The 24202-nt window shown below is 45.0% G+C and carries 26 protein-coding genes; 24 read left to right on the top strand and 2 right to left on the bottom strand.

All coding sequences use genetic code 11. The features are described 5' to 3' along the window. Window positions 1-449: 449 nt before the first annotated feature. From ACE4RR_RS18855 to ACE4RR_RS18845, 3 genes are read left to right on the top strand one after another with little or no spacing between them, the layout of a single operon-like run. On the top strand, window positions 450-1202 hold the full coding sequence (locus tag ACE4RR_RS18855; protein WP_375537004.1) for a DeoR/GlpR family DNA-binding transcription regulator: 753 nt from the start codon (window positions 450-452) through the stop codon (window positions 1200-1202). After that, window positions 1199-2122 (top strand): 1-phosphofructokinase, encoded by a 924-nt coding sequence (pfkB, locus tag ACE4RR_RS18850; protein ID WP_375537003.1) that lies wholly within the window; start codon window positions 1199-1201, stop codon window positions 2120-2122. Before ACE4RR_RS18855 ends, pfkB begins: the two co-directional genes overlap by 4 nt. A 30-nt stretch (window positions 2123-2152) precedes the next feature. After that, the gene (locus ACE4RR_RS18845; RefSeq protein WP_375537002.1) at window positions 2153-4045 is read left to right on the top strand and encodes a PTS fructose transporter subunit IIABC; all 1893 of its coding nucleotides are present in this window, start codon (window positions 2153-2155) and stop codon (window positions 4043-4045) included. Window positions 4046-4119: 74 nt separating this feature from the next. Here the strand turns inward: ACE4RR_RS18845 and ACE4RR_RS18840 are convergent, their stop codons facing one another. Continuing rightward, window positions 4120-4425 carry a PepSY domain-containing protein gene (locus tag ACE4RR_RS18840; protein WP_375537001.1) on the bottom strand — a complete coding sequence of 102 codons (306 nt, stop codon included), beginning with the start codon at window positions 4423-4425 and terminating at the stop codon, window positions 4120-4122. Between the two features lie 146 nt (window positions 4426-4571). Here ACE4RR_RS18840 and ACE4RR_RS18835 point away from each other — a divergent pair, with 146 nt between their 5' ends. The 5 genes from ACE4RR_RS18835 (at window position 4572) to ACE4RR_RS18815 (ending at window position 8444) form a co-directional block, all read left to right on the top strand. Continuing rightward, window positions 4572-5645, top strand: a complete 1074-nt coding sequence (locus tag ACE4RR_RS18835; RefSeq protein WP_375537000.1) for a M42 family metallopeptidase — start codon at window positions 4572-4574, stop codon at window positions 5643-5645. Window positions 5646-5753: 108 nt separating this feature from the next. Then, on the top strand, window positions 5754-7106 hold the full coding sequence (locus ACE4RR_RS18830) for a cytochrome ubiquinol oxidase subunit I (RefSeq protein WP_375536999.1): 1353 nt from the start codon (window positions 5754-5756) through the stop codon (window positions 7104-7106). Next, window positions 7103-8122, top strand: coding sequence for a cytochrome d ubiquinol oxidase subunit II (locus ACE4RR_RS18825; RefSeq protein ID WP_375536998.1), 1020 nt, complete (start codon window positions 7103-7105; stop codon window positions 8120-8122). Before ACE4RR_RS18830 ends, ACE4RR_RS18825 begins: the two co-directional genes overlap by 4 nt. Before the next feature lie 15 nt (window positions 8123-8137). Then, window positions 8138-8233: a cytochrome bd oxidase small subunit CydS family protein gene (cydS, locus tag ACE4RR_RS18820; RefSeq protein WP_375536997.1), complete on the top strand. Its 96-nt coding sequence runs from the start codon at window positions 8138-8140 to the stop codon at window positions 8231-8233. 1 nt (window position 8234) lies between these two features. Next, on the top strand, window positions 8235-8444 hold the full coding sequence (locus ACE4RR_RS18815) for a hypothetical protein (RefSeq protein ID WP_375536996.1): 210 nt from the start codon (window positions 8235-8237) through the stop codon (window positions 8442-8444). Window positions 8445-8450: 6 nt separating this feature from the next. On the opposite strand, the gene ACE4RR_RS18810 is transcribed toward ACE4RR_RS18815, so the two are convergent. Continuing rightward, entirely contained in the window at window positions 8451-8897 is a 447-nt protein-coding gene (locus ACE4RR_RS18810) for a YtoQ family protein (RefSeq protein WP_375536995.1), read from the bottom strand. 131 nt (window positions 8898-9028) lie between these two features. On the opposite strand from ACE4RR_RS18810, the gene ACE4RR_RS18805 reads away from it, so the two are divergent. From ACE4RR_RS18805 to motS, 16 genes are all read left to right on the top strand, one after another. Then, entirely contained in the window at window positions 9029-10039 is a 1011-nt protein-coding gene (locus ACE4RR_RS18805) for a PTS sugar transporter subunit IIC (RefSeq protein WP_375536994.1), read from the top strand. A gap of 18 nt (window positions 10040-10057) precedes the next feature. Next, a complete protein-coding gene (locus tag ACE4RR_RS18800) occupies window positions 10058-10384 on the top strand; it encodes a thioredoxin family protein (protein ID WP_375536993.1) in 327 nt (108 codons plus the stop codon). 111 nt (window positions 10385-10495) lie between these two features. Then, window positions 10496-11293, top strand: coding sequence for a DUF1444 family protein (locus ACE4RR_RS18795; protein WP_375536992.1), 798 nt, complete (start codon window positions 10496-10498; stop codon window positions 11291-11293). A 75-nt stretch (window positions 11294-11368) separates the two neighbouring features. Beyond that, window positions 11369-11998 carry a YtpR family tRNA-binding protein gene (ytpR, locus tag ACE4RR_RS18790; protein ID WP_375536991.1) on the top strand — a complete coding sequence of 210 codons (630 nt, stop codon included), beginning with the start codon at window positions 11369-11371 and terminating at the stop codon, window positions 11996-11998. Window positions 11999-12105: 107 nt separating this feature from the next. Then, complete coding sequence (locus ACE4RR_RS18785; protein WP_375536990.1) at window positions 12106-14619, top strand: DNA translocase FtsK; 2514 nt, start codon at window positions 12106-12108, stop codon at window positions 14617-14619. 191 nt (window positions 14620-14810) lie between these two features. Next, window positions 14811-14999 carry a hypothetical protein gene (locus ACE4RR_RS18780; RefSeq protein ID WP_375536989.1) on the top strand — a complete coding sequence of 63 codons (189 nt, stop codon included), beginning with the start codon at window positions 14811-14813 and terminating at the stop codon, window positions 14997-14999. Between the two features lie 191 nt (window positions 15000-15190). After that, window positions 15191-15328, top strand: a complete 138-nt coding sequence (locus tag ACE4RR_RS18775; protein ID WP_375536988.1) for a hypothetical protein — start codon at window positions 15191-15193, stop codon at window positions 15326-15328. Next, window positions 15325-16431, top strand: a complete 1107-nt coding sequence (locus ACE4RR_RS18770; RefSeq protein WP_375536987.1) for a nicotinate phosphoribosyltransferase — start codon at window positions 15325-15327, stop codon at window positions 16429-16431. Before ACE4RR_RS18775 ends, ACE4RR_RS18770 begins: the two co-directional genes overlap by 4 nt. A 22-nt stretch (window positions 16432-16453) precedes the next feature. After that, window positions 16454-17095 carry a hypothetical protein gene (locus ACE4RR_RS18765; protein WP_375536986.1) on the top strand — a complete coding sequence of 214 codons (642 nt, stop codon included), beginning with the start codon at window positions 16454-16456 and terminating at the stop codon, window positions 17093-17095. A 172-nt stretch (window positions 17096-17267) separates the two neighbouring features. Then, on the top strand, window positions 17268-18566 hold the full coding sequence (gene murC / locus ACE4RR_RS18760) for a UDP-N-acetylmuramate--L-alanine ligase (protein ID WP_375536985.1): 1299 nt from the start codon (window positions 17268-17270) through the stop codon (window positions 18564-18566). A gap of 177 nt (window positions 18567-18743) precedes the next feature. After that, on the top strand, window positions 18744-19199 hold the full coding sequence (locus ACE4RR_RS18755) for a DUF948 domain-containing protein (protein WP_375536984.1): 456 nt from the start codon (window positions 18744-18746) through the stop codon (window positions 19197-19199). Window positions 19200-19205: 6 nt separating this feature from the next. Beyond that, a complete protein-coding gene (locus ACE4RR_RS18750) occupies window positions 19206-19655 on the top strand; it encodes a YtxH domain-containing protein (RefSeq protein ID WP_375536983.1) in 450 nt (149 codons plus the stop codon). A 555-nt stretch (window positions 19656-20210) separates the two neighbouring features. Beyond that, complete coding sequence (locus ACE4RR_RS18745) at window positions 20211-21287, top strand: bifunctional 3-deoxy-7-phosphoheptulonate synthase/chorismate mutase (protein ID WP_375536982.1); 1077 nt, start codon at window positions 20211-20213, stop codon at window positions 21285-21287. A 215-nt stretch (window positions 21288-21502) separates the two neighbouring features. Next, window positions 21503-22507 (top strand): catabolite control protein A, encoded by a 1005-nt coding sequence (gene ccpA / locus ACE4RR_RS18740; protein WP_375536981.1) that lies wholly within the window; start codon window positions 21503-21505, stop codon window positions 22505-22507. A 67-nt stretch (window positions 22508-22574) separates the two neighbouring features. Continuing rightward, window positions 22575-23384 (top strand): flagellar motor protein MotP, encoded by an 810-nt coding sequence (gene motP / locus ACE4RR_RS18735; RefSeq protein WP_375536980.1) that lies wholly within the window; start codon window positions 22575-22577, stop codon window positions 23382-23384. Beyond that, complete coding sequence (gene motS / locus ACE4RR_RS18730; RefSeq protein WP_375536979.1) at window positions 23374-24147, top strand: flagellar motor protein MotS; 774 nt, start codon at window positions 23374-23376, stop codon at window positions 24145-24147. The genes motP and motS overlap by 11 nt, the downstream gene beginning before the upstream one ends. Window positions 24148-24202 lie beyond the last annotated feature (55 nt).

Below are 24202 nucleotides of genomic sequence, written 5' to 3'. Positions count from 1 at the left end.
ACATCTGAAATTTTAGGACCCTTTTATTCCAATAGAGGAATAAAAGGGTCCTTTTTTGAACTTCCGTTTTTGTTGGAGATAAAATGCAGGTTTTTCAGCAGCCTCGCTGCTCTTCCCACAGGAGTCTTCGGACTTGTCCCCTGCTATCTTCTATTTAGGATACTACTTTTTCTATAAAAAGGGGCTTTTGCTACAGCCCCATAACTTGTTTTGATATGATTTCAACCACCAAAGGAGGGATGAAAATTTTATAAAACAACTTTTGATACAAACTCGATCGGGCGGGTGTTGCCCGTTTTTTTCTTATTCAAAATCAATCAATTTCATTCAAAAAAAATCATTAAATGATTAAAAATGATTGATTTTGATTGAAAATGGTTGTAGAATAATAGTAACAAAAAAAGGAAAGCGCTTGCTTTCCTATTTGGGAGAAAGGGGTGGTTCTCTTGTTGAATGCCCAGCGCAGAGACGCAATCCTTCTTGCATTAAAGGAAAAAGATGTCGTTTCTGTACAAGAACTTGTAAAGAATACCGGAGCATCGGAATCTACGATCCGCCGGGATCTTACTGATTTAGAAAAAGAAAGTGCAGTAAAGCGTGTACATGGCGGGGCTTCCTTGTCGAAACGAAAGACGGATGAAGCTACGCTCGTGGAAAAGCAGAGTATTAATCAGCCGGAAAAGAAAAAAATTGCTGCCGCTGCTGCTGCCCTGGTTAAAGAGAAGGACTGCCTGTTTCTTGACGCCGGTACAACGACGTTGGAAGTGATTCCATATTTAGAGCACAAGGATGTCGTAGTGGTCACAAACGGGATTCCGCATGTACAGATTTTGCTAGACGCTGGAATAGACACATACGTCCTTGGAGGGAAGGCGAAACAGGGAACGGCGGCACTCGTTGGTGACAAAGCCGCTGCCGCACTTCGTGAATTTCGGTTTGATCTCTGCTTTCTCGGCATAAATGGCATAGACAAACGCTTTGGATATACAACTCCGGACCCGGACGAAGCTCTTATTAAGAGAACTGCTCTATCCCTGTCAGCGAAAACGTATGTACTCGCAGATCAGGCAAAGATTGGAGAGGTATCTTTCGCCCGTGTCGCTTCTCTCGATGAAGCATCGATCATCACTTCAGACAAGCTGGCTACAGATCAGCAGCAGGAGCTGCAATCTGAAACACAAATAAAGGTCGTGACAACATGATTTATACAGTAACGCTTAACCCTGCTGTGGACTATGTCGTTGAACTGACAAACTTTCAAACCGGTATTATCAATAGAACTGAAAAAGAATTAAAATACCCCGGCGGAAAAGGGATTAATGTATCAAGAGTACTGCATGTACTTGGAGAAACGAGTGCTGCGCTTGGGTTTGCCGGCGGGTTTACTGGAAAATATGTAATAGACACACTGGCAGAAGAGAATATTTCGACAGATTTTATCGAAGTAAACGGAGACACAAGAATTAATGTAAAAATACGTGGTGGAGAAGAGACAGAGATTAATGGGGCGTCCCCGGAAATCACTACAGCTAATATAAAGCAGCTTGAAAAGCAATTGGCTGGACTGAATAATGGCGATCAGCTCGTATTGGCAGGCAGTGTGCCAAAAAATCTTGTACCCCACATTTATAAACAATTTATGGATGTGATCTGTGACAAGGAAATTAATGTTTACCTTGATTCAAGCGGCCTGCCTCTCAAGAAAGCACTCGCTGCTTCTCCTTATTTTATCAAGCCAAATCATCTTGAATTGGCTGAATTATACGAAACATCCTTATCAAGCCTTAATGAAATCATTGTCGCTGGAAAACGGTTAATTGCTGATTACGGGGTGAACCACGCAGTGATTTCAATGGCGGGAGAAGGAGCATTATATATCAGCAGCGCCAAAGTTCTGCTGGCAAAGCCACCGGCTGGAAAACTCGTTAACTCCGTTGGGGCAGGAGATTCGCTTGTGGCTGGATTTCTCGCGAAGCATCAGCACACAGAGAACCCTGAAAAAATTCTTGCTTATGCAGTAGCAGCAGGCAGTGCCACTGCTTATTCAGAGGGGTTTTGTACAAAAGAAGAGGTAGAGAGACTTGAGCAGGCAGTCACGATAAAGGAGCTTCAGGCCACTTAACGGCTGAATATTATAAAGGGGTGAAGTAGAGTGAAAATTACTGAGCTGTTAAAAACAGATACGATGATTCTCAATTTGCAGGCATCACAGAAGGATGCCATCATTGACGAGCTTGTCGATGTACTCGATCGCGGCGGACGTTTGAATGACCGTAAAGGTTATAAAGAAGCCATTCTTGCAAGAGAAGCTGAAAGCACCACAGGCATTGGTGAAGGTGTCGCAATTCCGCATGCGAAAACGAATGCGGTTAAAACACCAGCCATTGCATTTGGCCGGTCTGTTGAAGGGGCAGACTATGAATCTCTTGACGGCCAGCCATCTCATTTGTTTTTTATGATTGCTGCAAGTGAAGGAGCCAATGAAGCACATCTGCAGACACTGTCCCGTCTATCGACACTACTGATGGATGAAGGTTTCAGAGCTTCTTTGCTTAAAGCGGATTCTAATGAAGAGATTTTACAGCTGATTGATGAAAAGGAAAAAGAAAAGCTTGGCGCGGATGAAGAAGAGCAGTCCTCTCAGGCGGTATCAAGTTCTTCAAGCGGAGCTGTGCAGATTCTTGCGGTAACAGGCTGTCCAACCGGAATCGCTCACACTTACATGGCGGCGGACGCGCTGAAGGATAAAGCGAAGGAGCTCGGCCTTTCCATAAAAGTAGAAACCAACGGCTCTGACGGTGTCAGAAACCGGCTGACACAAGAGGAAATTGCTAACGCCGAAGCGATTATCATTGCTTCAGACACGAAGGTGGAAATGGACCGTTTTGATGGCAGGCCAGTTCTCGTGCGGGGCGTAACCGATGGTATCCGCAGGCCGAAGGAGCTTCTTCAGCAGGCGAGCGGCGGAGAAGCACCTATTTACAAAGGCGAAGGCGGAGGCAGTGCCCAGGCTTCCGGCAGCAAAGGAAGAAGCGGATTTTACAAGCACCTCATGAATGGAGTATCAAACATGCTTCCATTTGTGGTTGGCGGCGGGGTTCTCATTGCTATTTCTTTCTTTTTCGGAATTAATTCAGCCGACCCTGAAGATCCCTCCTACAATGCCTTTGCAGCGGCGCTGAACAGCATTGGGGGAGAGCACGCCTTTCAATTGATGGTCGCAGTGCTTGCCGGCTTTATCGCGATGAGCATAGCGGATCGTCCCGGCTTTGCTCCGGGGATGATCGGGGGTTTGATGGCAACTACCGGAGGAGCAGGCTTTCTCGGTGGATTAATTGCCGGGTTCCTGGCAGGCTATATAGTCATTCTGCTTAAACAGATGCTTTCTGGTCTACCGAAGGTTCTTGATGGTATTAAGACAATTTTATTCTACCCGGTATTAAGTATTTTCATTGTCGGCCTGCTGATGCACTTTGTCATTAATACACCTGTCAGTGCATTTAATACGTTTCTCGAAAACTGGCTCGGAGGCATGAGTACAGGAAACATTGTTATCCTTGGCATCATTCTCGGAGGGATGATGGCGGTTGACATGGGTGGACCTGTCAACAAGGCAGCCTTTACGTTCGGTATTGCGATGATAGATGCAGGAAACTTTGGTCCGCACGCAGCGATCATGGCCGGCGGAATGGTGCCGCCGCTTGGAATTGCAATAGCGACGACGATTTTTAAGAATAAATTTACAAAGGAAGAACGAGAAGCTGGAGTATCCAATTATTTTCTCGGTTCCTTCTTTATTACAGAAGGCGCGATTCCATTTGCGGCTGCAGATCCAGGCCGGGTGATTCCGTCCATTATTATCGGTTCTGCTACGGCCGGAGCACTTGCGATGATTTTTGGCATCGGACTCCCGGCTCCTCACGGCGGATTATTTGTCATCCCGACCGTTCAGGGCGGAAGTGCCATCATGTACGTTGTTTCGATACTAATTGGGGCAGCAGTCACCGCATTGCTGCTCGGTGCCTTGAAAAAACCAGTCAAATAAGAAAAAAGGGCAGCGGCTTTGAAAGCCGTGCCCTTTTTTGAATTTTTGCGGAAAGCAAATCGTGCTGGAGCGTATTAGGATGTTAACTCAAGTATTGTTCCTGTTTTGGCATCGACGATAAAGTCCATCTGCTTCGTCTCGCCTTCCTTTGTGCTGGAAATACCGCCGCGGTACACATTATATTCGAGGTCGTCTTTTTTATAGCTTTCGGGAGTCATGTGAATCCAGGAGCCGTTCACAGGAATGTGGTCCTGAATGTTTTCTTTTACAGTCTTTAATGCTTTCTCTGGGGATATCTGGTCTTTGTTTGTATACTCTTTTAATGCATACCCTGCCAAAAATCCAACACCTGCTCCAATAAGAATATCTTTCGTTTTCATACCATAACCTGCCTTTCCTAGCTGATTTCCTCTTAGTATATCGAAAACGATGAAATTTTCCAATCAATAACCGAAGGGAATGGTAGAAAAAAACATTTTATTTCGGTAAAATGTAAGTTATTACGCTAGGCGAAAGGTGTGCATGTATGAATCAGGACACGATGAATATGTTTAAAACCTTAACAGAGCTGCCGGGTGCGCCGGGCTTTGAACATAAGGTCAGGGAGTATATGAAAAAAGAGCTAGGAAAGTATAGTGATGAGCTCGTTCAGGATAACCTGGGCAGTCTGTTCGGCAGGAAATCCGGGCCGGAGGATGGACCGGTTGTAATGGCTGCGGGTCACATGGATGAAGTAGGCTTCATGGTTAAATCGATTAATAAAAATGGAATGATACGTTTTGAAACGCTTGGAGGATGGTGGAGCCAGGTTCTGCTTGCTCAGCGTGTACAGGTTATTACCGACCACGGACCGGTTATTGGGGTAATCGGCTCTGTTCCGCCGCATCTGCTGGAGGATTCACAGCGTTCTAAGCCGATGCCGCTTAAGAAAATGTACATAGATGTCGGAGCAGACGACAAAGAGGATGCCGAATCAATTGGAATTAAGCCCGGCCAGCAGATTCTGCCGATATGTCCATTCACTCCGATGGCAAACGACAAGAAGATTCTTGCGAAATCATGGGACAACCGTTACGGAGTTGGACTTTCGATAGAGCTCTTAAAAGATCTTCATAAGGAAACCCTCCCTAACACCCTTTATTCTGGTGCTACAGTGCAGGAGGAAGTAGGACTTCGGGGAGCCCAGACGGCAGCTTCGATGATTAAACCGGACGTATTTTATGCAATGGATGCCAGCCCGGCCAATGATGCAACAGGCGGCAAGGATGCTTTTGGGCAGATGGGAAGTGGAGCACTGCTCCGTATTTTCGACCGGACGATGGTTACTCACCGGGGAATGCGCGAATTTATTCTTGATACAGCTGAATCGAATGATATACCTTATCAATTTTTTGTATCCCAGGGAGGGACTGATGCCGGAAGGGTGCATGTAACAAATGAAGGTGTACCGTCCGCTGTAGTAGGCGTCTGCTCCCGCTATATTCATACTGCCGCCTCCATGCTGCATATCGATGATTATGCAGCGGCAAAGGAATTACTTATTACTCTTGTAAGAAATACAGATAAAAGCACGTTGGAAACGATCCATAAAAACGTTTAGTTTTGAACGTAAAAGTCTATAATCAAGTGGGGAATTCTCTTTAGTAGATGAGACGTCTCCACTTTTTTCATTGTAAGCATGGAGGAGAAAGCAGAAAGGAGGAAGCGTATGTTTATGGAATACGATCCCGCCATTTACAGCAGGATATTAACCGGCCTGACGCTGGGGTTTCATATCCTGTTTGCCACTGTCGGTGTAGGTATACCCATAATGATTGCACTGGCTGAATGGATGGGCCTGCGTAAAAATGATGAGCATTACCGGCTTCTTGCAAGACGGTGGGCACGAGGATTTGTCGTTACGGTAGCCGTCGGTGTCGTCACAGGGACATCGATTGGTCTGCAGCTTAGCCTGCTGTGGCCGAACTTTATGCAGCTGGCTGGTCAGACGATTTCGCTGCCGCTGTTTATGGAAACATTCGCGTTTTTCTTTGAAGCTATTTTTCTCGGTATTTATTTGTATACGTGGGATCGTTTTAAGAACAAAGCACTTCATTTCATTATTCTCATCCCCGTCGTTATCGGAGCATCCTTTTCTGCTTTTTTCATCACGACTGTTAATTCATTTATGAACGCTCCGCAGGGGTTTGAAATAACAAATGGTGTATTGACTAATATTGATCCACTTGCTGCGATGTTTAATCCGGCAACGCCGACTAAAACCGCTCATGTCATTGTTACCTGCTACTTAACGTCTGCCTTTGTGCTCGGTATGATTGCAGCATATAAGCTTCTGAAAGGAAACAACCATGTCTATCACAAAAAAGCACTGCATATGACGATGACCTCTGCTTTTATATTTTCCATTGCAACAGTTCTTATTGGAGATTTGTCTGGAAAATATCTTGCTGAATACCAGCCGGAGAAGCTTGCGGCAGCAGAATGGCATTTTGAAACGGAAACGGAAGCACCATTAATCGTCGGGGGGGTTCTGGATGACGATAATAATGTATCCTATGCGCTTGAAATTCCGTATGCGCTCAGTGTGCTTGCGCACGGAGATCCTGGCTCTGAAGTGATAGGGCTCGAGGAGTTTCCTGAACGAGACACGCCGCCGCTGTTTGTGCATTATTTATTTGATGGAATGGTTGCCATCGGAATGTATCTGTTTGCGATCTCCGGTTTATATGTCGCCTTTTCCTGGTGGAAAAAAAGCTGGCTCTCAAATAAATGGCTGCTGCGTGGAATTTTTATCGGCGGGCCGCTTTCTTTTCTCGCAATTGAATTTGGCTGGGTGTTCGCGGAGATCGGCAGACAGCCCTGGATTCTGTACGGGATTATGAGAACGCCGGAAGGAGCCACAACAGCAGATCATGTCGACTCGATGCTGTATTTGTTTATCGGATTATATGCCCTGCTCGGAATTTCATGCAGCCTTGTTCTCCGACGGATGTACAAACACAATCCAGTCGAGCATGAGCTGGAGCAGAGGGGAATTGAAAGCCGGGGTGATCGAGAATGACGATTGAAGTGGTCGGCATCGCCGTTTTATGGCTGTTTTTATACGGTTATCTGATCGTTGCCTCGATTGATTTTGGAGCAGGCTTCTTTCATTTTTTTAACAAGGTAAGTTCTAAAAATTATCAGGTGGACCGATTAATTCAGCGATATTTGTCACCAGTGTGGGAAGTGACGAATGTGTTTCTCGTCTTCTTTTTTGTCGGTATCATCGGATTTTTTCCGGATACAGCCTATTATTTCGGGACCGCCTTACTCGTGCCGGGCAGCTTGTCGATTGTTCTTATCGCGATCCGAGGCTCCTATTATGCCTTTAATACGTACGGTGCCCGGGACAGTAAAGTGTATTCATTTTTGTACGGTGCGAGTGGCCTGTTGATTCCGGCATCCTTCACGACAGTTTTAACAATATCAGAAGGCGGCTACCTTTCCATGACTGGAGATACGGTTGAGCTGATGCTTGGAGAATTATTGACGAGTACGTATTCCTGGAGTGTCGTCTTCTTAGCAATTGTCTGTGTGCTTTATATCTCGGCAGCGTTTTTAACGTATTACGCTTATCAGGCAGGAGATGTGCCGTCCTATTGGCTTTTTCGAAAATATACCCTGTTTTGGGCAGGGCCGACGATTTTAGCAAGTCTATTAGTTTTCTTTGCGATCAGCGGCCACAACCCGGATCACTTTGAACGGCTCCTTGAAATGAGCTGGATGTTTGTGCTTTCGTTTCTGTTCTATGCCGGGGCCGTCTTCCTGATTTACCGGAGACGCTATCACGGGATTGCATTTCTGCTCGTGATGCTGCAGTTTTTTGCAGCTTGGTTCGGCTATGGTGCGACTCATCTACCGTACCTGCTTTATCCGCATCTCACGATTTATGACGGCTTTGTTAATGAAACGATGGCCCAGGCCCTTATTATTGCGTTTCTGGCAGGGTTTGCTTTGTTAATTCCATCCCTGTATCTATTAATGAGACTGTTTTTGTTTGATGCCGAATACATCCGCGGGACAAAACCGAAATAAAGGAGGCGCCTCTTCATGGATTTTGATTTTTTTCTTATAATGATCGCCCCGCACCTCGTGCTGGCTGCTGCAGTGATTGGTTTGTTTATTTGGGGCGGGAGGCGCGGTTAGAATGATCTCCCGGCAAGATGAAATTAGACAGTTTGGAGCAAATAACGGAACCAGTGTCCGCCGAACCAGCCCGTGCCTGTCAGGCAGTCAATCATTTGAAGCTTCTGAAGCGTTGCCTGAGGAAGGTTTCCACCTTATGAACCTGGCACGGGCATTGCTCCATGAAAAAGGAGAATTCGCAGCCATATGCTGGAATTCTCTTTCTAAATGAATACTATTAATACTCCTCAAAAACATAAGCAAGAGCTTTTAAGGCCTGCTCAGGGGTTTCAACGACCACCTGGGCTTTGTTGGCAAGCTCCTTGATGGGATGGTGAAGATTGCGCGGGCGGATGATAATCAGCGGCTTGCCTGATGCAGCTGCAATGCCGGCATCCATGGCACTGTTCCACTGCTTATATTTTTCACCAAACAGTGCGATGACCACGTCTGCCTTCTGCATGAGGATCTGCGTGCGGAGATTGTTAATGCTTGATGCGGCTTCATCCTTGAAGACGTTATCCGGCTGGTCTCCGTAAATCTCTTCTCCGATATTATCAGAACGGTCATGGTTTTCCATTGGCCCGCTGAAGGTAAGGGGGAGATCCAGCTTCCTGGCCTGACTGCGGATATCTTCGCGCCAATCATCGTGAATTTGTCCTGCTAAGTATACGTTCAGCTCCATGGTACAATTTCCTCCTGCTGTGTTTCTGTATTTATTTCAATTTCATCATAATATGCTTGCCTCCTGAAAAGCAATCGAGGTAAACTAGAATTCAAGTGAAAAATATCACATAGAGTTTCAGGGGGAGTACAATGAATTCATTTTTTTTACGAAAAGGTGTAAATATATCTGTCAAGACATATGCCGTCACTTCATTAAGCTATATGGCGCTCGGATTATTTGCTTCACTGATTATTGGACTAATTATCCAGACTGTTGGCGAGCAGCTGAACTGGCCTTATTTTATAGAAATGGGCGCACTTGCGATGAGTTTAATGGGTCCGGCGATCGGTGTTGCTGTAGCGTTCGGATTAAAGGCGCCGCCACTGGTACTGTTTTCAGCTGTCGTAAGCGGAGCAGCGGGTGCAGAGCTTGGTGGTCCGGCAGGGGCATTTCTAGCTGCTCTGCTTTCGGTGGAAGCGGGCAAGCTTATTTCGAAAGAAACGAAGCTAGATATTATTGTGACCCCGTTTGTGACAATATGTATTGGCTTTACCGTGGCTTATTTTATCGGCCCGGCTATTAATGCTGGTCTGGTGCGGTTTGGTGAACTGATCATGTGGGCTACGGATCAGCAGCCATTTGTCATGGGAATTATCGTAGCAGTGTTGATGGGTCTTGCATTAACTGCTCCGATTTCGAGCGCAGCGATTGCGATTATGCTTAATCTGGAAGGCATCGCGGCTGGAGCAGCGACGGTCGGATGTGCGGCGCAGATGGTCGGATTTGCCGTCAGCAGCTACCGTGAAAATAAAGTCTCGGGACTGGCAGCGCTTGGCATTGGAACCTCGATGCTGCAGGTGCCGAACATTGTGAGAAATCCGTTGATTTTACTGCCGCCTACGATTGCCGGTGCAATTTTCGCTCCGTTGGCTACGATGGTATTTCTCATGGAGAATAATGCTGCCGGCGCCGGTATGGGAACAAGCGGGCTGGTAGGGCAGATTATGACATTTTCTGTGATGGGCTTTGAGACAAGGGTACTGATTGCCGTTCTTTTTTTACACATTGTCGGCCCTGCTCTGGTGAGCCTCAGTTTGTCTGAGTGGATGAGAAAAAGAAATTGGATTAAACTAGGGGATATGAAAATTGATCAAGGCTGATCCAAGGAGGGCTACGAAGTGAAATCTATAACAGAACGAGGTAATTTTGAAAAAGCGATCGAACAGGATAAGGCAGTAGTGATGTTTTCTGCCGACTGGTGCCCCGACTGCCGGGTAATTGAACCGGCACTGCCTGAAATTGAAGAGCAGTACAACGGTTTTCAATTTTTCCACGCCGATCGTGACGAGCTTATCGAAGTATGTCAGGAGTACGGCATTTTTGGCATTCCTAGCTTTTTAGCTTTTCAAAACGGAAAAGAAGTGAATCGTTTTGTCAGCAAAAGCCGAAAATCACCGGAGGAAGTGAAGCAATTTCTGGACGAAGCCCTCGCAAAAATGAACTAGCTGAATGGACCGTGTTTCTCAGGAAGAGGGCACGGTCCATTGCGTTATCATCTGGAAAAAATGTTAAACTAGTATAAGATTTATGGAATGCAGTGTGAGGAGGTTGTAATTGTGAAAATTCCCGAATTACGTGAGGAACTTGAAAAACGGCTTGCAGGAAAGCAGCGTTCCTTTACTTTTGATAAAGAAACAAATCAGCTCCGTGTTGACCATACGGCATTAAAAAAAGGAGCGGAACTCGATTTAAATAAGCTGCTGGCCAAATACGAAAGAGAAAAAGAAAAGGCACTGGACGATGCGGTTCACTTTATAACGACATCCTTTGAAGCGATGGAGCGTGATGTGAAGCTCAAGGGCCGTGAAAAATATATTTATCCAGTGGTCCGCTCCACGTCGTTTCCAACTGAAACGAAACAGGGCCAGGCTCTGCTTTATAGTGAGCATACGGCAGAGACGAGAATCTATTATGCACTTGATATGGGCGATGCTTACACGATGCTTGAAAGAGAAACAGTTGAAAAAGAAGGCTTTACCGAGGAGCAGCTGAAGGAAGCAGCCTTATTTAACGTACGTTCGCTGGAAATTTCCTACAAGGTCGATGAAGTAGCAGGGAGCAGCTTTTACTTCGTGAATACAAATGATGGCTATGACGCAAGTAGAATATTGAACGAAGCATTTCTCGAAAAAATGGCCGGAGAGGTAGAAGGGGATCTTGCTGTAGCTGTTCCACACCAGGACGTGCTTGTGCTTGCAGATATCCGGAATGAGCAGGGCTATGATGTCCTCGGCCAGCTTTCCTTCCGATTTTATAATAACGGGCGTGTCCCGATAACTGCGCTGCCGTTTATGTATGAGAATGGAAAGCTTGAACCTATATTTATTCTTGCTAGAAAAAAACCAAATAAATGATCGATTGCAAATTCGCTTCACGTTCCGCTCTTATGGTACAATAAGCGTCGGAAAAAGCTTGGAAGGAGAACAAAGATGAACGTATTTTATAATAAGCAGGGCATCGGAGATACGCTGCTCGTATCCTTAAAGGAAATTGATAAAGAAAAACGCGGCATTGACAGAAAAGGAAATGTCGCTAGGCTTTATCATCTGCAGAGCGGCGAAACAACCGGCTACAATATTTTTCATGCCTCCACCTATGGAGACGTTTCCGGCAAAGGTATTCTGGCTGTAGACGAGTCTCTCGTCACGACGATTAAAAATGCACTGCGCGATCATGATTTCTCAGTAGATAACATATCAGTTCCGGAAGAACCACCTTTTGTAGTCGGCTATGTAAAGGAAAAACAAAAGCATCCTGATGCGGATAAATTAAGCGTATGCCAGGTAGAGACAGGTGATAAAACGCTGCAGATTGTCTGCGGGGCTGCCAATGTGGCAAAGGATCAAAAAGTCCCGGTTGCGGTTCCCGGCACGGTAATGCCTTCCGGTATGAAAATTAAGAAGTCAAAGCTCCGCGGCGTTCCGTCAAGCGGCATGATCTGTTCAGCGAAAGAGCTGTTTCTAGCTGATGCGCCTCCTGAAAAAGGAATTCTTGTACTGGACGACAGCTATGAAACGGGGGCAGACTTTTTAGTTCAATATCAGTCCCGTGCTGAGTAAAAAGCAGGATAATATGAAAAACCGCTGGCAGGGGCTAGTGGTTTTTTTTCTGCTCCTTTACAATAGAGGAAGTAAACTACTTTAAATACGCAAAAGGAGAGGAAAAAATGTCATCCTTTCAGCGAATGATAAAAAAAATGCAGGATTTTTTATTAGGGGAAGAAATAGAGGAGCAGGAACAACCCGATAACAATAAAACGTATCAAACACCAAACAGGCGAATGTCACGAGTGGAAACACATTCTCGATTACTTACAAATAATGAACCTGAAGCAAAAATTACCCATCACTATCCGAAAAAAGCCAATTTCCGCTTTCCTCTCGATGTAGAGGAAGAACCTAAGCGGGCGGTCCGCCGTGAGCAGCCCCAGCAGAAATATAAGCCGGCCGGCACAGAAAAGCCACCAGCAGGAAGAGAGAGCAGACGCAGAGACACCCGAGGATGGGAGCCTCCTGTCAGACAAACATCTCGAAGAGAAACACCAAAGAGGGAGGCCCCCAGAAGACAGGCGCCAAGACGGGACTCTTTTGCGGAAGAGCATCCACAGAGGAAAATGTCCAGAAGTGAAAAAGAACATAAGGAATCTAAAACAGTATCTAAGCAAGATCAGAAAACAGAAAAGAAAACGCTGGAAAAAAGCAAATATTTTCAAGGCAGAGATTTTGAACCCCAGAATATCCCTTCTCCCGTATTTGGATATGAAAAAGTACCTCTGCACCGGGATTATTTAAAAAAACGAACGGAATCGATTATACCTCTGCCGGAAGAAACGATCGATGAGTATCCCGAATCACGTGCTGACAATCTTTATTCACAAGAAGAAGAACAGGGAACACCGGTGGATTTTCCTTATGAGAAGGAAGCGGCCGCAAGCTATGAACAATTAAAGTCAGAAGCTCTTCTTGAAGAAGCACCTGAACAGGCAGAACCCGAAAAGCCGGCTGAAGTGGAGAATATCATGGAAATAAAGCCGGAAAATGAGGCAGCGGAGCCCGTATCAATAAATCAAAAGCGTGAATCACGCAGGGAACGTCGCCGGAAGGAAGCTGAAGCAAGAAAAGCACTAAAGAAAGGAAATCACCAAAAGAAGGAGCCGGAAGGAAAAAAAGAACCTTTTAATGTGTTGATGCATCCGAGCGCAGCTAAAAGATCTCCTGCTAAGTCGGCAGAAAGGGTACCGCCTCATCCTCAGCCAAAACACGCGCGTGACGATTTCCCATCCCTGCAGCTGTTGGCGATGCCTCCGGCAGTAGAGGATAACAGTGCAGAGATCCTTGAGCAGCAGAGAAATCAACTCGACTCTACCCTCCGCAATTTTAATGTGGATGCAAAGGTCGTCGATGTCACGAAAGGCCCTTCTGTTACAAGGTTTGAAGTACAGCCGTCACCGGGCGTAAAGGTTAACAAGGTAACCAATCTTACAGATGATATTAAACTTGCCATGGCTGCAAAAGATCTGCGGATGGAAGCGCCTATCCCCGGGAAAAGCACGATCGGTATAGAGGTGCCGAATCCGGAAAGTAAGCCGGTATTTCTGCGTGAAATTCTAAGAAGAGATGTCTTTCTAAGACAAGAATCGCCGCTTACTGTAGCAATGGGGCTCGATATTTCAGGAGCCCCGGTAGTAGCTGATCTGCAGAAGATGCCGCACGGACTTATCGCTGGAGCCACCGGTTCCGGCAAAAGTGTCTGTATCAACTCGATTTTGTTAAGCCTTCTCTATAAAGCTTCACCTGAAGAGCTCAAGCTGATGCTGATTGATCCCAAAATGGTGGAGCTTGCATCATACAGAGAAATCCCGCATCTTGTTACACCGGTGATCAACGATGCAAAAGAAGCGACTGCAGGTCTGAAGTGGGCGGTTGCTGAAATGGAAGATCGTTATGAGAAGCTGGCCCATGAAAAAGTAAGAGACATTAAAAAGTACAATGAACGGATGGATAGCCAGCAGCGCTGGAGCGATAAAATGCCGTACGTTGTCATTATCATTGACGAATTAGCAGATTTAATGATGGTATCTCCACAGGACGTGGAGGATTCGATCTGCCGAATTGCCCAAAAAGCAAGAGCATGCGGCATCCATTTACTTGTGGCGACTCAGCGTCCTTCGGTTGATGTCATTACGGGCTTAATTAAGGCAAATATCCCAAGCAGGACGGCGTTTGCGGTTTCCTCACAGGCCGATTCCCGTACGATCCTAGATATGGGGGGAGCGGAGCGCCTGATCGGTAAAGGCGATATGCTATTCTATGAAAATGGCTCCCCCAAGCCGATTCGCGTGCAGGGAACATTTGTATCAGACGAAGAAATCGATGCCGTTACAGATTTCGTAAAGTCGCGGAGGAAGCCATCCTACCTGTTTACGCGTGAAGAGCTTGTGAAAAAGGTAGACAAGCAGCAAAGCGGAGATGAGCTTTTTGAAGAGGCCTGCCGTTTTGTAACGGAACAGGGGAGCGCTTCTTCCTCCCTTCTGCAGCGCCGCTTTTCGATCGGCTACAACCGGGCTGCCAAGCTTATTGATATGATGGAAGCCGGCGGCATTATTTCCGGCCCGATGGGGAGCAAGCCTCGTACCGTGTTAATGACCTATTCAGAGATCGAAGAAAAACTGCTTGTATAGAGGGTTAAAGCAGCAGTCTTAGAAAAAAATGGATTTACACAGTTGTATGCCTTGTCATTCCGCTGAAGTTTCTATATTATGAATGTAATACTATAGATTCCACCGCACCGCCCAGCCTTAACAATTTAATAGTATCTCTCTAAGGCTGACTTCACAATGTAAGCTACTTCTTAGAAAGAGGAGGGAGCCCGATGGAGCAGATTCAACTGGATGTACTGTTAGAATTTATGTATCCGGAAGGTCTGGCATTGTTAAAGGAAGAGGAACGACAAGTACCAATCGTGCTTCAGGATGGTTTGCGAGATGTGGATGAACAAGATGTACAGGAAATAATTGAAGCCGTTCTGATGGAACGAGGCAAGAACGGGCTGTCCCACTAGTCCGGCATCAAATTTTGTACGATTAAACGGAGGGCTGTCTCAAAAGGAATAAAGGTGCGCATAAATGGGGGATTTCCCATAGCCGCGGCAGAAATACCGCGGATGCAGCCTTCCTTTTTGATGACAGTCTTTTTGTTTGAAACAAAACACTACATAGCAGAAATGTCTAATCACCATCAAGGAGTCAGAATATGAAAAAAGAAATCGAACTAAAAATGCGTGGAGAAATACCGCGGATGCAGCCTTCCTTTTTGATGACAGTCTTTTTGTTTGAAACAAAACACTACATAGCAGAAATGTCTAATCACCATCAAGGAGTCAGAATATGAAAAAAGAAATCGAACTAAAAATGCGTGGAGAAATAAAAAGGCTGACCAACAAGACGTTTAAATTTGATGAACGTGTCCGGGAGGGCTGGTTCTCAGCTGTTTATTTTTTAAAAACCAAAGCAATTGCGGAAAAATATAAACGTGATGAACTCGTAACGATGCAGTTTTTTCAAAAAACACATGCGGTGCTGTGTGGCACAGATGAAGTGATAGCTCTTATTAAAACCTTCGCAGCCAATCCTGAGGAGCTTGAAATTCATTCGCTCGAGGATGGCAATAAAATAGAGCCGTTTGAAACGGTGCTTACTATTACCGGTCCATATCAGAATTTTGGATTCCTCGAAGGGATTATCGACGGGATTTTTGCCCGACGCACATCGGTTGCCACCAATGTATATAATGTTGTAAAAGCAGCAAGAAAGTCCGGCATTCAAAAGCCTGTGATTTTTATGGGGGACCGTGACGATCATTTCACCCAGCAGGCAGGCGACGGATATGCGGCATATATCGGAGGCTCTAAGGCACAGGCTACGCATGCAATGCATGAATGGTGGGGCAAAAAAGGGATTGGAACGATGCCGCATGCGCTGATCCAGCTCTTTAACGGCGATTTAGTAGCAGCGACCAGGGCCTATCAGGAAACATTTCCAGAGGACGATTTAATGGCACTTGTAGATTATAATAATGATGTCATCACAGATTCTCTAAAGGTAGCACGAGTATTCAAGGATGAATTAAAAGGGGTGCGCATCGATACCTCCAACAGCATGGTGGATCAATTTTTCTGCAGAAACCCGGAAGTAATGGGTTCATTTGATCCCCGCGGAGTAAATCCAGCTTTGATTTTTGCCCTCCGTGATGCACTTGATCTTGAAGGATTCCAGCATGTTAAAATTTTAGCCAGCGGCGGATTTACCGCCGAAAGAATAGAAGAGTATGAAAGCCAGCAGGTGCCTGTAGATATGTACGGCGTAGGCAGCAGTCTGCTGAAAATTCATATAGGCTTTACAGGAGATAATGTGAAAATTAACGGGGAACATGAGGCAAAATCCGGGCGCAGATACCGTCCAAATCCCCGTCTCGAATATATTGAACACGAATAAATTGGCAAAGGAGGTTTCAGGCATGTCTTCATCCACTCCAGATTTTGCTGCATTCCGACGTGAAAAGCAGCAAAATGCGGATGAAAACTTAATAAAGCTGCTTACTGACTTTGAGCAGTGGCTTGGACCGAATACGAACCTCCGCGAAAAAGTCCGTGCAAAGCATATTTTTGCAGAAAAAGTAAAAATAAATGTAGATGAGGTAGATCAGCCCGGCTGGAGTGTGTTTTTCGAGGACTGGTTTGCTTTTGATTATATTACCGTTATTGGGACACATTTGTTTGACATGTTCATTAAGAAACAGGCGGATAAACTGTCAGCACCGGAGCTTCAGCTCGCAGGACTTGTCATGACATCAGTGCTGGAGCCGCTGCAGATAAAAGAAAACCACGATCAGCTGCTGGAGACAGAGAGCCTTCAATCGGGGGAAAGAAAAACTGTATCCCTTCTCCCAAAGTCGATGTTCTCCATTGATGTGAAGGAGGAATGGCTGCTGGTTCGATCCGTCTATTGCGGATTTCAGCATCGAATTATCTCTAATCCGGCACCTCTTGAGCTTACAGATTTTATTTTACCTCTTACACCGCCTCTGGAAACAGAACGCAGCAGACAGTTGACAAGTATGAAGGAGCATGGCTTATTGTGGCTCCGCCAAAAAAAATAATACAATTCAAAAGTACTGATTCGTTTTTCAAAAGCAGGACTTTTAAACGGATTGGAGACAACCGCTGTATTTGCTATAATGGGAAAAGTGCATCAAAATTACAATCACCAATTTCCTGTCCGCAGCGAATATAACAGGTCGTGCAGTAGGATAAGATGGAGGATCACTAATTATGAATACCTATCATTTTATAGGCATAAAAGGCTCAGGAATGAGCGCCTTGGCACAAATTCTTCATGATATGAATTTTCCAGTGCAAGGTTCGGATGTTGAAAAAAAATTCTTCACTCAGCTACCGCTGGAGAAAAAGGGTATATCTATTTTGCCGTTTCAAAAGGAAAATATTAAAGAAAATCAAACCTTGATTGCTTCACCTGCCTACGGACCGGATAACGCAGAAGTAAAGCAGGCAGAAGATATGGGTATGACGGTACACCGCTATCCCCATTTTCTTGGCCAATTTTTAAATCAGTTCACCTCGGTGGCTGTAACAGGCTCTCATGGAAAGACATCGACCACAGGCCTTCTTTCTCATGTGCTCGGTGCCTATAAGCCGACGACATACTTGATCGGTGACGGCACAGGCAAAGGAGAAGAAGACAGTAAATTTTTCGTATTTGAAGCTTGTGAATACCGCAGACATTTTCTAAATTATGAGCCGGATTATGCGATCATGACCAATATCGATTTTGATCATCCAGATTATTTTCGTGACATCGAGGACGTTATTGACGCATTTGAAAGTATGGCACGAAAAGTAAAAAAAGGAATAGTGGCCTGTGGAGACGATGAACATCTTCAGAAAATAAATGCTCCGGTTCCCATTGTCTATTATGGATTAGATGGAAAGTATGATTTCAACGCTGAAAATATCCAGACAGACGAAAATGGCACTTCCTTTGATGTTCTCATCCGCGGCGACAGGTATGGGACCTTTACGATACCAGGTTTCGGCCGCCACCACGTATTAAATGCTCTGGCCGTTATTGCGCTCTGTCACTATGAAGAGATGCCGGCAGACTTAATGAAAAAACAGCTTCTGACATTCCCGGGGGTGAAGCGCCGTTTTTCTGAAAAAGAGGTGAACGGGCAGGTGCTGATTGATGATTATGCCCACCATCCGACAGAAATTAGAGCCACACTTGAATCAGCGAAGCAGAAATATCCCGAACGGGACGTGATCGCTGTGTTTCAGCCGCATACCTTTTCGAGAACAAAAGCCTTCCTCGGAGAGTTCGCGGATAGTCTGAACATGGCAGATTACGTCTACCTTTGCGATATTTTCGGTTCTGCCAGAGAACAGGACGGTACCTTGTCGATTGAGGATCTTAAGGAAAAAATACCTGGATCCACCGTTATTACAGAACAACAGACAGATATCCTGAACCGTCATGAGAACGGAATCATCTTATTTATGGGTGCAGGAGATATTCAAAAGTTCCAAAGGGCATACGAAGAACAGTATATCTAGGATATTTGGACCGTTTTCTATTTTAGAAGACGGTCTTTTTACAAATAATAAAGGAAACCCACAATAGATGTAGAAATTTATAGTAATGCTTCCAGAAAAAATATATCAATAAAACAGTAATCGAAGTTTTAGGTGCTGAGAAATGTGGTAGTAATAACAGAAGGAGGTGTGCAGGCCATGGAATTATTGTACATAAGCGCCTTAATTGTGGCAATTGCATTTGCTGCGCTTGTCGTATATGTTGTAAAGACATTAAAAGCAGCTTCCAGTACAATGGAAAGTGTAGCTGGGACTTTAAAAAGTTTTGAAAAGCAGGTTGGTGGAATCACAAAAGAATCAGAGCAGCTTGTTCAAAAATCTAACCTGATTGCGGAAGATGTACAGCACAAGACAGAATCTCTCAATGGACTTGTTTCGTCATTACAAAATGTAGGGAAATCGGTTGACTCCGTCAATCAATCCTTCCGTCATATGTCTGATTCCGTGTCAAAGCAATCTGAAAAGCAGTCCGCACAGGTAGCACAGGCGATGCAATGGGGAAATGCTGCTATTGATTTGTATTCGAAGTGGCAGGAAAAGAAGAAGCAAAAAGAGAAAACTAATGAAGAATTCCCAACTATGGACAGGAGGTAATTTATTATGTCAGATATGAATACGAAAGATTTTGTAATTGGAACGCTAATTGGTGGAATTGTTGGTGCTTGTTCAGCACTGCTGCTCGCTCCTAAATCAGGGAAGGAGCTTCGTGACGATATCACAGAAAACGCTCACAGCGCTAAGGAAAAGACAAATGAATTCACTTCGAATGCATATGATAAAGGAAACGAATGGGCAACGTATGCGAAGGACAAATCCTCTACGATCGCAAAAAATGTATCAGAGCAGTCCAATCAGCTGTATGACCGTGTCAAGGAAGCAGCAGGAAATATAAAACAGGATGCTTCTGATTCTGAAAAATCGGCTGATCAGCTTGCAGAGGAGTTATCTGATGATCTTGATCAGACTGAAGATGAAATGTCCGAAAGTGTAAAAGAAGATGTGCGTGCGCTCCATTCTTCCGTTGAAGAGGAAGCGAACCGCCAGTCTTAATATTTACAGAAGTACCGAAAAGAACCGGGGTCCCGGTTCTTTTTTTATACCGGCAGCTGCTCGAACGCGCTCACGTGACGCTGTCACCTGGTCCTGCAGGGCGGCGAGTTACTTACGGGAGCGCTGCTGCTTATCGAGGATAACTGGTGGATTCTTCCGGAAGGCTGTATGCGGACAGGAGATCTGTTATTTGAACAAATTTTATGTCGTACGGTAGATTCTTCATGAGATACATTGTTAGTTTCCCACGGGACGATACACCATCCTTCTGAGAGACTATATTGTAAATAAGTAGATGTTGTGAGCATTAAAACACGCTGATTTATCTCAAGTAACATGCTTTTACCCATTCATACAAATATTCTTTTTATAGTCAGAAAACTTTGTAATTGCTAATAAATAAGCATTTTTTGCTTTAATACTTAAAAGCGTTTAATTAATAAAGAAAAAAGGGCTGACATACTAAGATTATTCGTTTATAATAGGTCCTAATCATTAAGAAAAGCCTTATTTTACAGAAATAATGGAAACTTACCATAAGGAGTGGAGACAAGGATGAGTAATGAACAACTTGATGCACTGAGAGAAAAATTAGATGATGTGAACCTGAAGCTGCTGGACCTGATTAACGAGAGAGCGAGTATTGTCCAGGATATCGGTCAGGTGAAAAGCAAATCAGGACAAAAGCGGTTCGATCCTGTCCGTGAAAGAGATATGCTTGATAAGATCGCTGAACATAATGACGGTCCGTTTGAAACATCTACGATTCAGCATTTATTTAAGCAGATTTTCCAGGTCAGCCTGGAGCTTCAGGAAGATGACAATCGTAAAGCACTGCTTGTTTCCAGAAAGAAAAAATCAGAAGACACGATTGTTGATCTGAAAGGGGAAAAAATCGGGGACGGCAATCAGCGTCTTGTGATGGGACCTTGCTCCGTAGAAAGCTACGAGCAGGTTTACGAAGTAGCATCTGCTATGAAGGAACAGGGACTAAAGCTCCTGCGCGGCGGAGCATTTAAGCCTCGTACGTCACCTTACGATTTTCAGGGACTCGGAAAAGAAGGTCTGGAAATTCTTAAGCGTGTAGGGGAAGAGCTCGATATGGTTGTTATAAGTGAGATAGTAAACCCGAAGGATGTAGAGATGGCAGTTGATTACATCGACGTCATCCAAGTAGGCGCCCGTAACCAGCAGAACTTTGAGCTTCTTAAAGAAGTCGGCGGAGCCGACAAGCCGGTTCTTCTCAAACGCGGGATCTCTGCTACGATTGATGAGTTTATCAAGGGTGCAGAATATATTCTTGCAAAAGGCAATGAGAACATTATTTTATGCGAACGCGGCATTCGGACGTATGAAAAAGCAACCAGAAATACACTGGATATTTCAGCAGTTCCGATTTTGAAGAAGGAAACACACCTGCCGGTGATGGTGGATGTTACCCATTCGACAGGCCGCCGAGATCTGCTTCTTCCAACCGCAAAAGCAGCGCTTGCCATTGGTGCTGACGCGGTGATGGCTGAAGTGCATCCGGATCCTGCTGTGGCTCTGTCAGATTCCGCCCAGCAAATGGATATTCCTCAATTCAATGATTTTCTAAAAGAATTGCGTGAATCCGGGCTGTATAAGTTATAATATAAGAGCAGCGTCTCCCATGAATGGGAGGCGTTTTCGCTTTGTGCACCATGAATAGTGTATAATTTTGTGTAGAGTTTTTACTCTTTCTTCTATAAATTTTCATAAACGTTCCGATATAACTAGGGAAAGCGATTGCGGAACCTCCTTCAGTTATAATATGATAACACTACGTTATGAAAGTAGAATGAAAGGAAAAAAAAGGAGGATTTCCAGTGAACACAACCATTTACGATGTAGCACGAGAAGCAGGAGTATCTATGGCAACCGTTTCGCGCGTGGTGAACGGGAACCCGAATGTTAAGCCGGCAACGAGAAAAAAGGTTCTTGATGCAATTGAAAGGCTTGGCTATCGTCCCAACGCGGTAGCACGCGGTCTTGCCAGCAAAAAAACGACAACAGTCGGAGTAATCATTCCTGACATATCCAGCATCTTTTTTGCAGAGCTGGCCAGAGGAATTGAAGACATCGCAACCATGTACAAGTACAATATTATTTTATGTAATTCCGACCAAAACAAAGAAAAAGAAATTCACTTAATTAATACATTGCTTGAAAAGCAGGTGGATGGAATTCTGTTTATGGGTGGAGAGATTACAGAGGAGCACGTGGAACAGTTCAAACGCTCTCCAGTACCTGTTGTTCTTGCAGCTACTCTTGATGAGCAGCGTGAAATTCCATCTGTAAATATCGATTACTACCAGGCAGCATTTGATGCGGTAACAGAATTAATGGACGCTGGCCATAACAAAGTAGGAATGGTGTCAGGCTCCCTCGAGGATCCAGTCAACGGTTTTCAAAAATTCAGCGGCTATAAGAAAGCCCATGAAGAAAAAGAGAAAGAGTTTGACGAGGGGCTTGTCGCGGTCGGCGATTATACGTATGATTCCGGAATTGAGGCAGTACAACGTCTCATGGATCATGCCGAGCCTCCGACAGCTATCTTTGCCGCAACGGATGAGATGGCTCTCGGCGTCATTCACGGCCTTCAGGATAAAGGAATTAATGTGCCTGAGGATGTGGAGGTTGTCGGTTTTGATAATACAAGACTGTCTACAATGGTAAGGCCAACCTTAACTACAGTAGTACAGCCGATGTATGATATTGGAGCTGTTTCCATGAGACTGCTGACGAAGTATATGAACAAGGAAGAAGTATCGGATGAGGTTGTCGTTTTACCTCACCGCCTGGAATACCGGGACTCTACAAAGCTTCTGTAACAACTGTAATCGGGCCGGCACGTGATTGGTGCAGCAAATTTTATTTACGGGGAGTCAGAAAGATAATATGAAAAAAATGGATATATTGACCCCCATTGGGATAGTCTTAGGGGTAACTACTTTACTATTTGCTATTTTCTCCAATGCCGGCGGCGGTTCTGTCGTTATGTTCATCCAGCTCGCTTCCTTTTTAATTGTCTTTGGTGGTGTAGCTGCAGCAATACTCATAAATTTTTCGTCCAGGGATATTAAGCTGGTCCCTTCGGTCGCAAAGGAAGCATTCCGATATGAAGATAACAATTTAAAAGAATTAATTGAAACATTTATAGATCTTTCCACGACAGCAAGACGAGAGGGTCTGCTGGCATTAGAAGCAGGTCTCGATGAGGTGGAGGATACTTTTATCCGCAAGGGCGTTTTACTTGCGGTAGACGGAATTGAGCCTGACATCATTAAAGATATTATGATGGCAGAGGTCATAGCTATGGAAGAACGTCATAAAAAAGGAAGGCTCCTCTTTGAAAAAGCAGGAGAGTATGCACCTGCCTGGGGGATGGTCGGAACGCTGATCGGCCTTATCCTGATGCTTCAGGAGCTTGAGGACCCTGCCACGCTCGGGCCGAACATGGCGCTTGCCCTTATTACTACTCTGTATGGGACGGTGCTCGCCAATCTTGTGTTTCTGCCGATGGCAAGCAAGCTTGAACAGAAAACAGACGATGAAGTTTTCTTAAAGCAGATCATTGTCGAAGGAGTTATTGGTGTACAGTCCGGTCAGAATCCTAAGATTCTTGAAGAGAAGCTTGGAGCTTTTGTGAGAGAAAGCGGAAAGCAGGAGGAGCTCGAGGAAAGGGAGGAGCTCGCCAATGAAGCATAGGCAGCGTAAACCCGAGAAAGGCTCACCGAGATGGATGGTCACCTTCTCAGATATGATCCTGCTGATCCTTGTGTTCTTTGTGATGCTGTTTTCAATGTCAGTCATTGATGCAAAAAAATTCGAGGCAATCTCAGAATCCTTTCAAACACGTGATATTTTAGAATATTTTCCAGCGGTGGAAGAGGCGGATAACCCGAATGATAATGAGGACGAAGCGGCGGCAGAAGCCCAGACATTGACACAGGAAGAGGAAAGTGGGGCGGAGGAGGATGAACTGGAATTAGAGCGTCTGCTCGTAGAAGTGGAAGAGTATTTAGAAGAAAATGATTTAAATGAGTACATTTCAGCGACCCGTGATGACAGGGGTGTGGTCCTGGTTCTGCAGGAGCAGCTGCTGTTTGATACAGCAGAAGCTGATATCCTTCCAGAAGCGGAACCGTTTTTAAATAAAGTAGCGACTCTGCTTGATACACTTCCAAATCTAGTGAAGGTTGAAGGTCATACGGATGACCGTCCGATTTCTACATACCGTTATCCTTCAAATTGGGAGTTATCCGGAGCACGGGCAAGCAGTGTTATCCGATTTTTGACGGACATCACTGATCTGAACGCCGACCGTTTCATTGCGACGGGATATGGAGAAACAAGACCGATTGCTCCGAATGATTCTAAAGAAAATCTTCGCACCAACAGACGGGTGGTTATCGTTATCTCAGACCCGGCTTTTGAGGACGAGCTTTTAGAATCTGCAGGCGATGTGTAGCAGCATATATTCTAATAAATGAGTAAATCTGTTGTGCTCCCATGTGGACCACAAC

This window comes from Alteribacillus sp. HJP-4 (assembly GCF_042139015.1).
GTDB lineage: Bacteria > Bacillota > Bacilli > Bacillales > Marinococcaceae > JBHIKY01.
This window is presented reverse-complemented; position numbering and strand designations above follow the sequence as displayed.

Bases quoted from the DNA above. Each gene is read 5' to 3' on its own strand.
- pfkB (WP_375537003.1), top strand. From the start codon at position 1,199: ATGATTTATACAGTAACGCTTAACCCTGCTGTGGACTATGTCGTTGAA.
- ACE4RR_RS18840 (WP_375537001.1), bottom strand. From the start codon at position 4,425: ATGAAAACGAAAGATATTCTTATTGGAGCAGGTGTTGGATTTTTGGCA.
- ACE4RR_RS18835 (WP_375537000.1), top strand. From the start codon at position 4,572: ATGAATCAGGACACGATGAATATGTTTAAAACCTTAACAGAGCTGCCG.
- ACE4RR_RS18830 (WP_375536999.1), top strand. From the start codon at position 5,754: ATGTTTATGGAATACGATCCCGCCATTTACAGCAGGATATTAACCGGC.
- ACE4RR_RS18825 (WP_375536998.1), top strand. From the start codon at position 7,103: ATGACGATTGAAGTGGTCGGCATCGCCGTTTTATGGCTGTTTTTATAC.
- cydS (WP_375536997.1), top strand. From the start codon at position 8,138: ATGGATTTTGATTTTTTTCTTATAATGATCGCCCCGCACCTCGTGCTG.
- ACE4RR_RS18815 (WP_375536996.1), top strand. From the start codon at position 8,235: ATGATCTCCCGGCAAGATGAAATTAGACAGTTTGGAGCAAATAACGGA.
- ACE4RR_RS18810 (WP_375536995.1), bottom strand. From the start codon at position 8,897: ATGGAGCTGAACGTATACTTAGCAGGACAAATTCACGATGATTGGCGC.
- ACE4RR_RS18805 (WP_375536994.1), top strand. From the start codon at position 9,029: ATGAATTCATTTTTTTTACGAAAAGGTGTAAATATATCTGTCAAGACA.
- ytpR (WP_375536991.1), top strand. From the start codon at position 11,369: ATGAACGTATTTTATAATAAGCAGGGCATCGGAGATACGCTGCTCGTA.
- ACE4RR_RS18785 (WP_375536990.1), top strand. From the start codon at position 12,106: ATGTCATCCTTTCAGCGAATGATAAAAAAAATGCAGGATTTTTTATTA.
- ACE4RR_RS18780 (WP_375536989.1), top strand. From the start codon at position 14,811: ATGGAGCAGATTCAACTGGATGTACTGTTAGAATTTATGTATCCGGAA.
- ACE4RR_RS18775 (WP_375536988.1), top strand. From the start codon at position 15,191: ATGAAAAAAGAAATCGAACTAAAAATGCGTGGAGAAATACCGCGGATG.
- ACE4RR_RS18770 (WP_375536987.1), top strand. From the start codon at position 15,325: ATGAAAAAAGAAATCGAACTAAAAATGCGTGGAGAAATAAAAAGGCTG.
- ACE4RR_RS18765 (WP_375536986.1), top strand. From the start codon at position 16,454: ATGTCTTCATCCACTCCAGATTTTGCTGCATTCCGACGTGAAAAGCAG.
- murC (WP_375536985.1), top strand. From the start codon at position 17,268: ATGAATACCTATCATTTTATAGGCATAAAAGGCTCAGGAATGAGCGCC.
- ACE4RR_RS18755 (WP_375536984.1), top strand. From the start codon at position 18,744: ATGGAATTATTGTACATAAGCGCCTTAATTGTGGCAATTGCATTTGCT.
- ACE4RR_RS18750 (WP_375536983.1), top strand. From the start codon at position 19,206: ATGTCAGATATGAATACGAAAGATTTTGTAATTGGAACGCTAATTGGT.
- ACE4RR_RS18745 (WP_375536982.1), top strand. From the start codon at position 20,211: ATGAGTAATGAACAACTTGATGCACTGAGAGAAAAATTAGATGATGTG.
- motP (WP_375536980.1), top strand. From the start codon at position 22,575: ATGAAAAAAATGGATATATTGACCCCCATTGGGATAGTCTTAGGGGTA.
- motS (WP_375536979.1), top strand. From the start codon at position 23,374: ATGAAGCATAGGCAGCGTAAACCCGAGAAAGGCTCACCGAGATGGATG.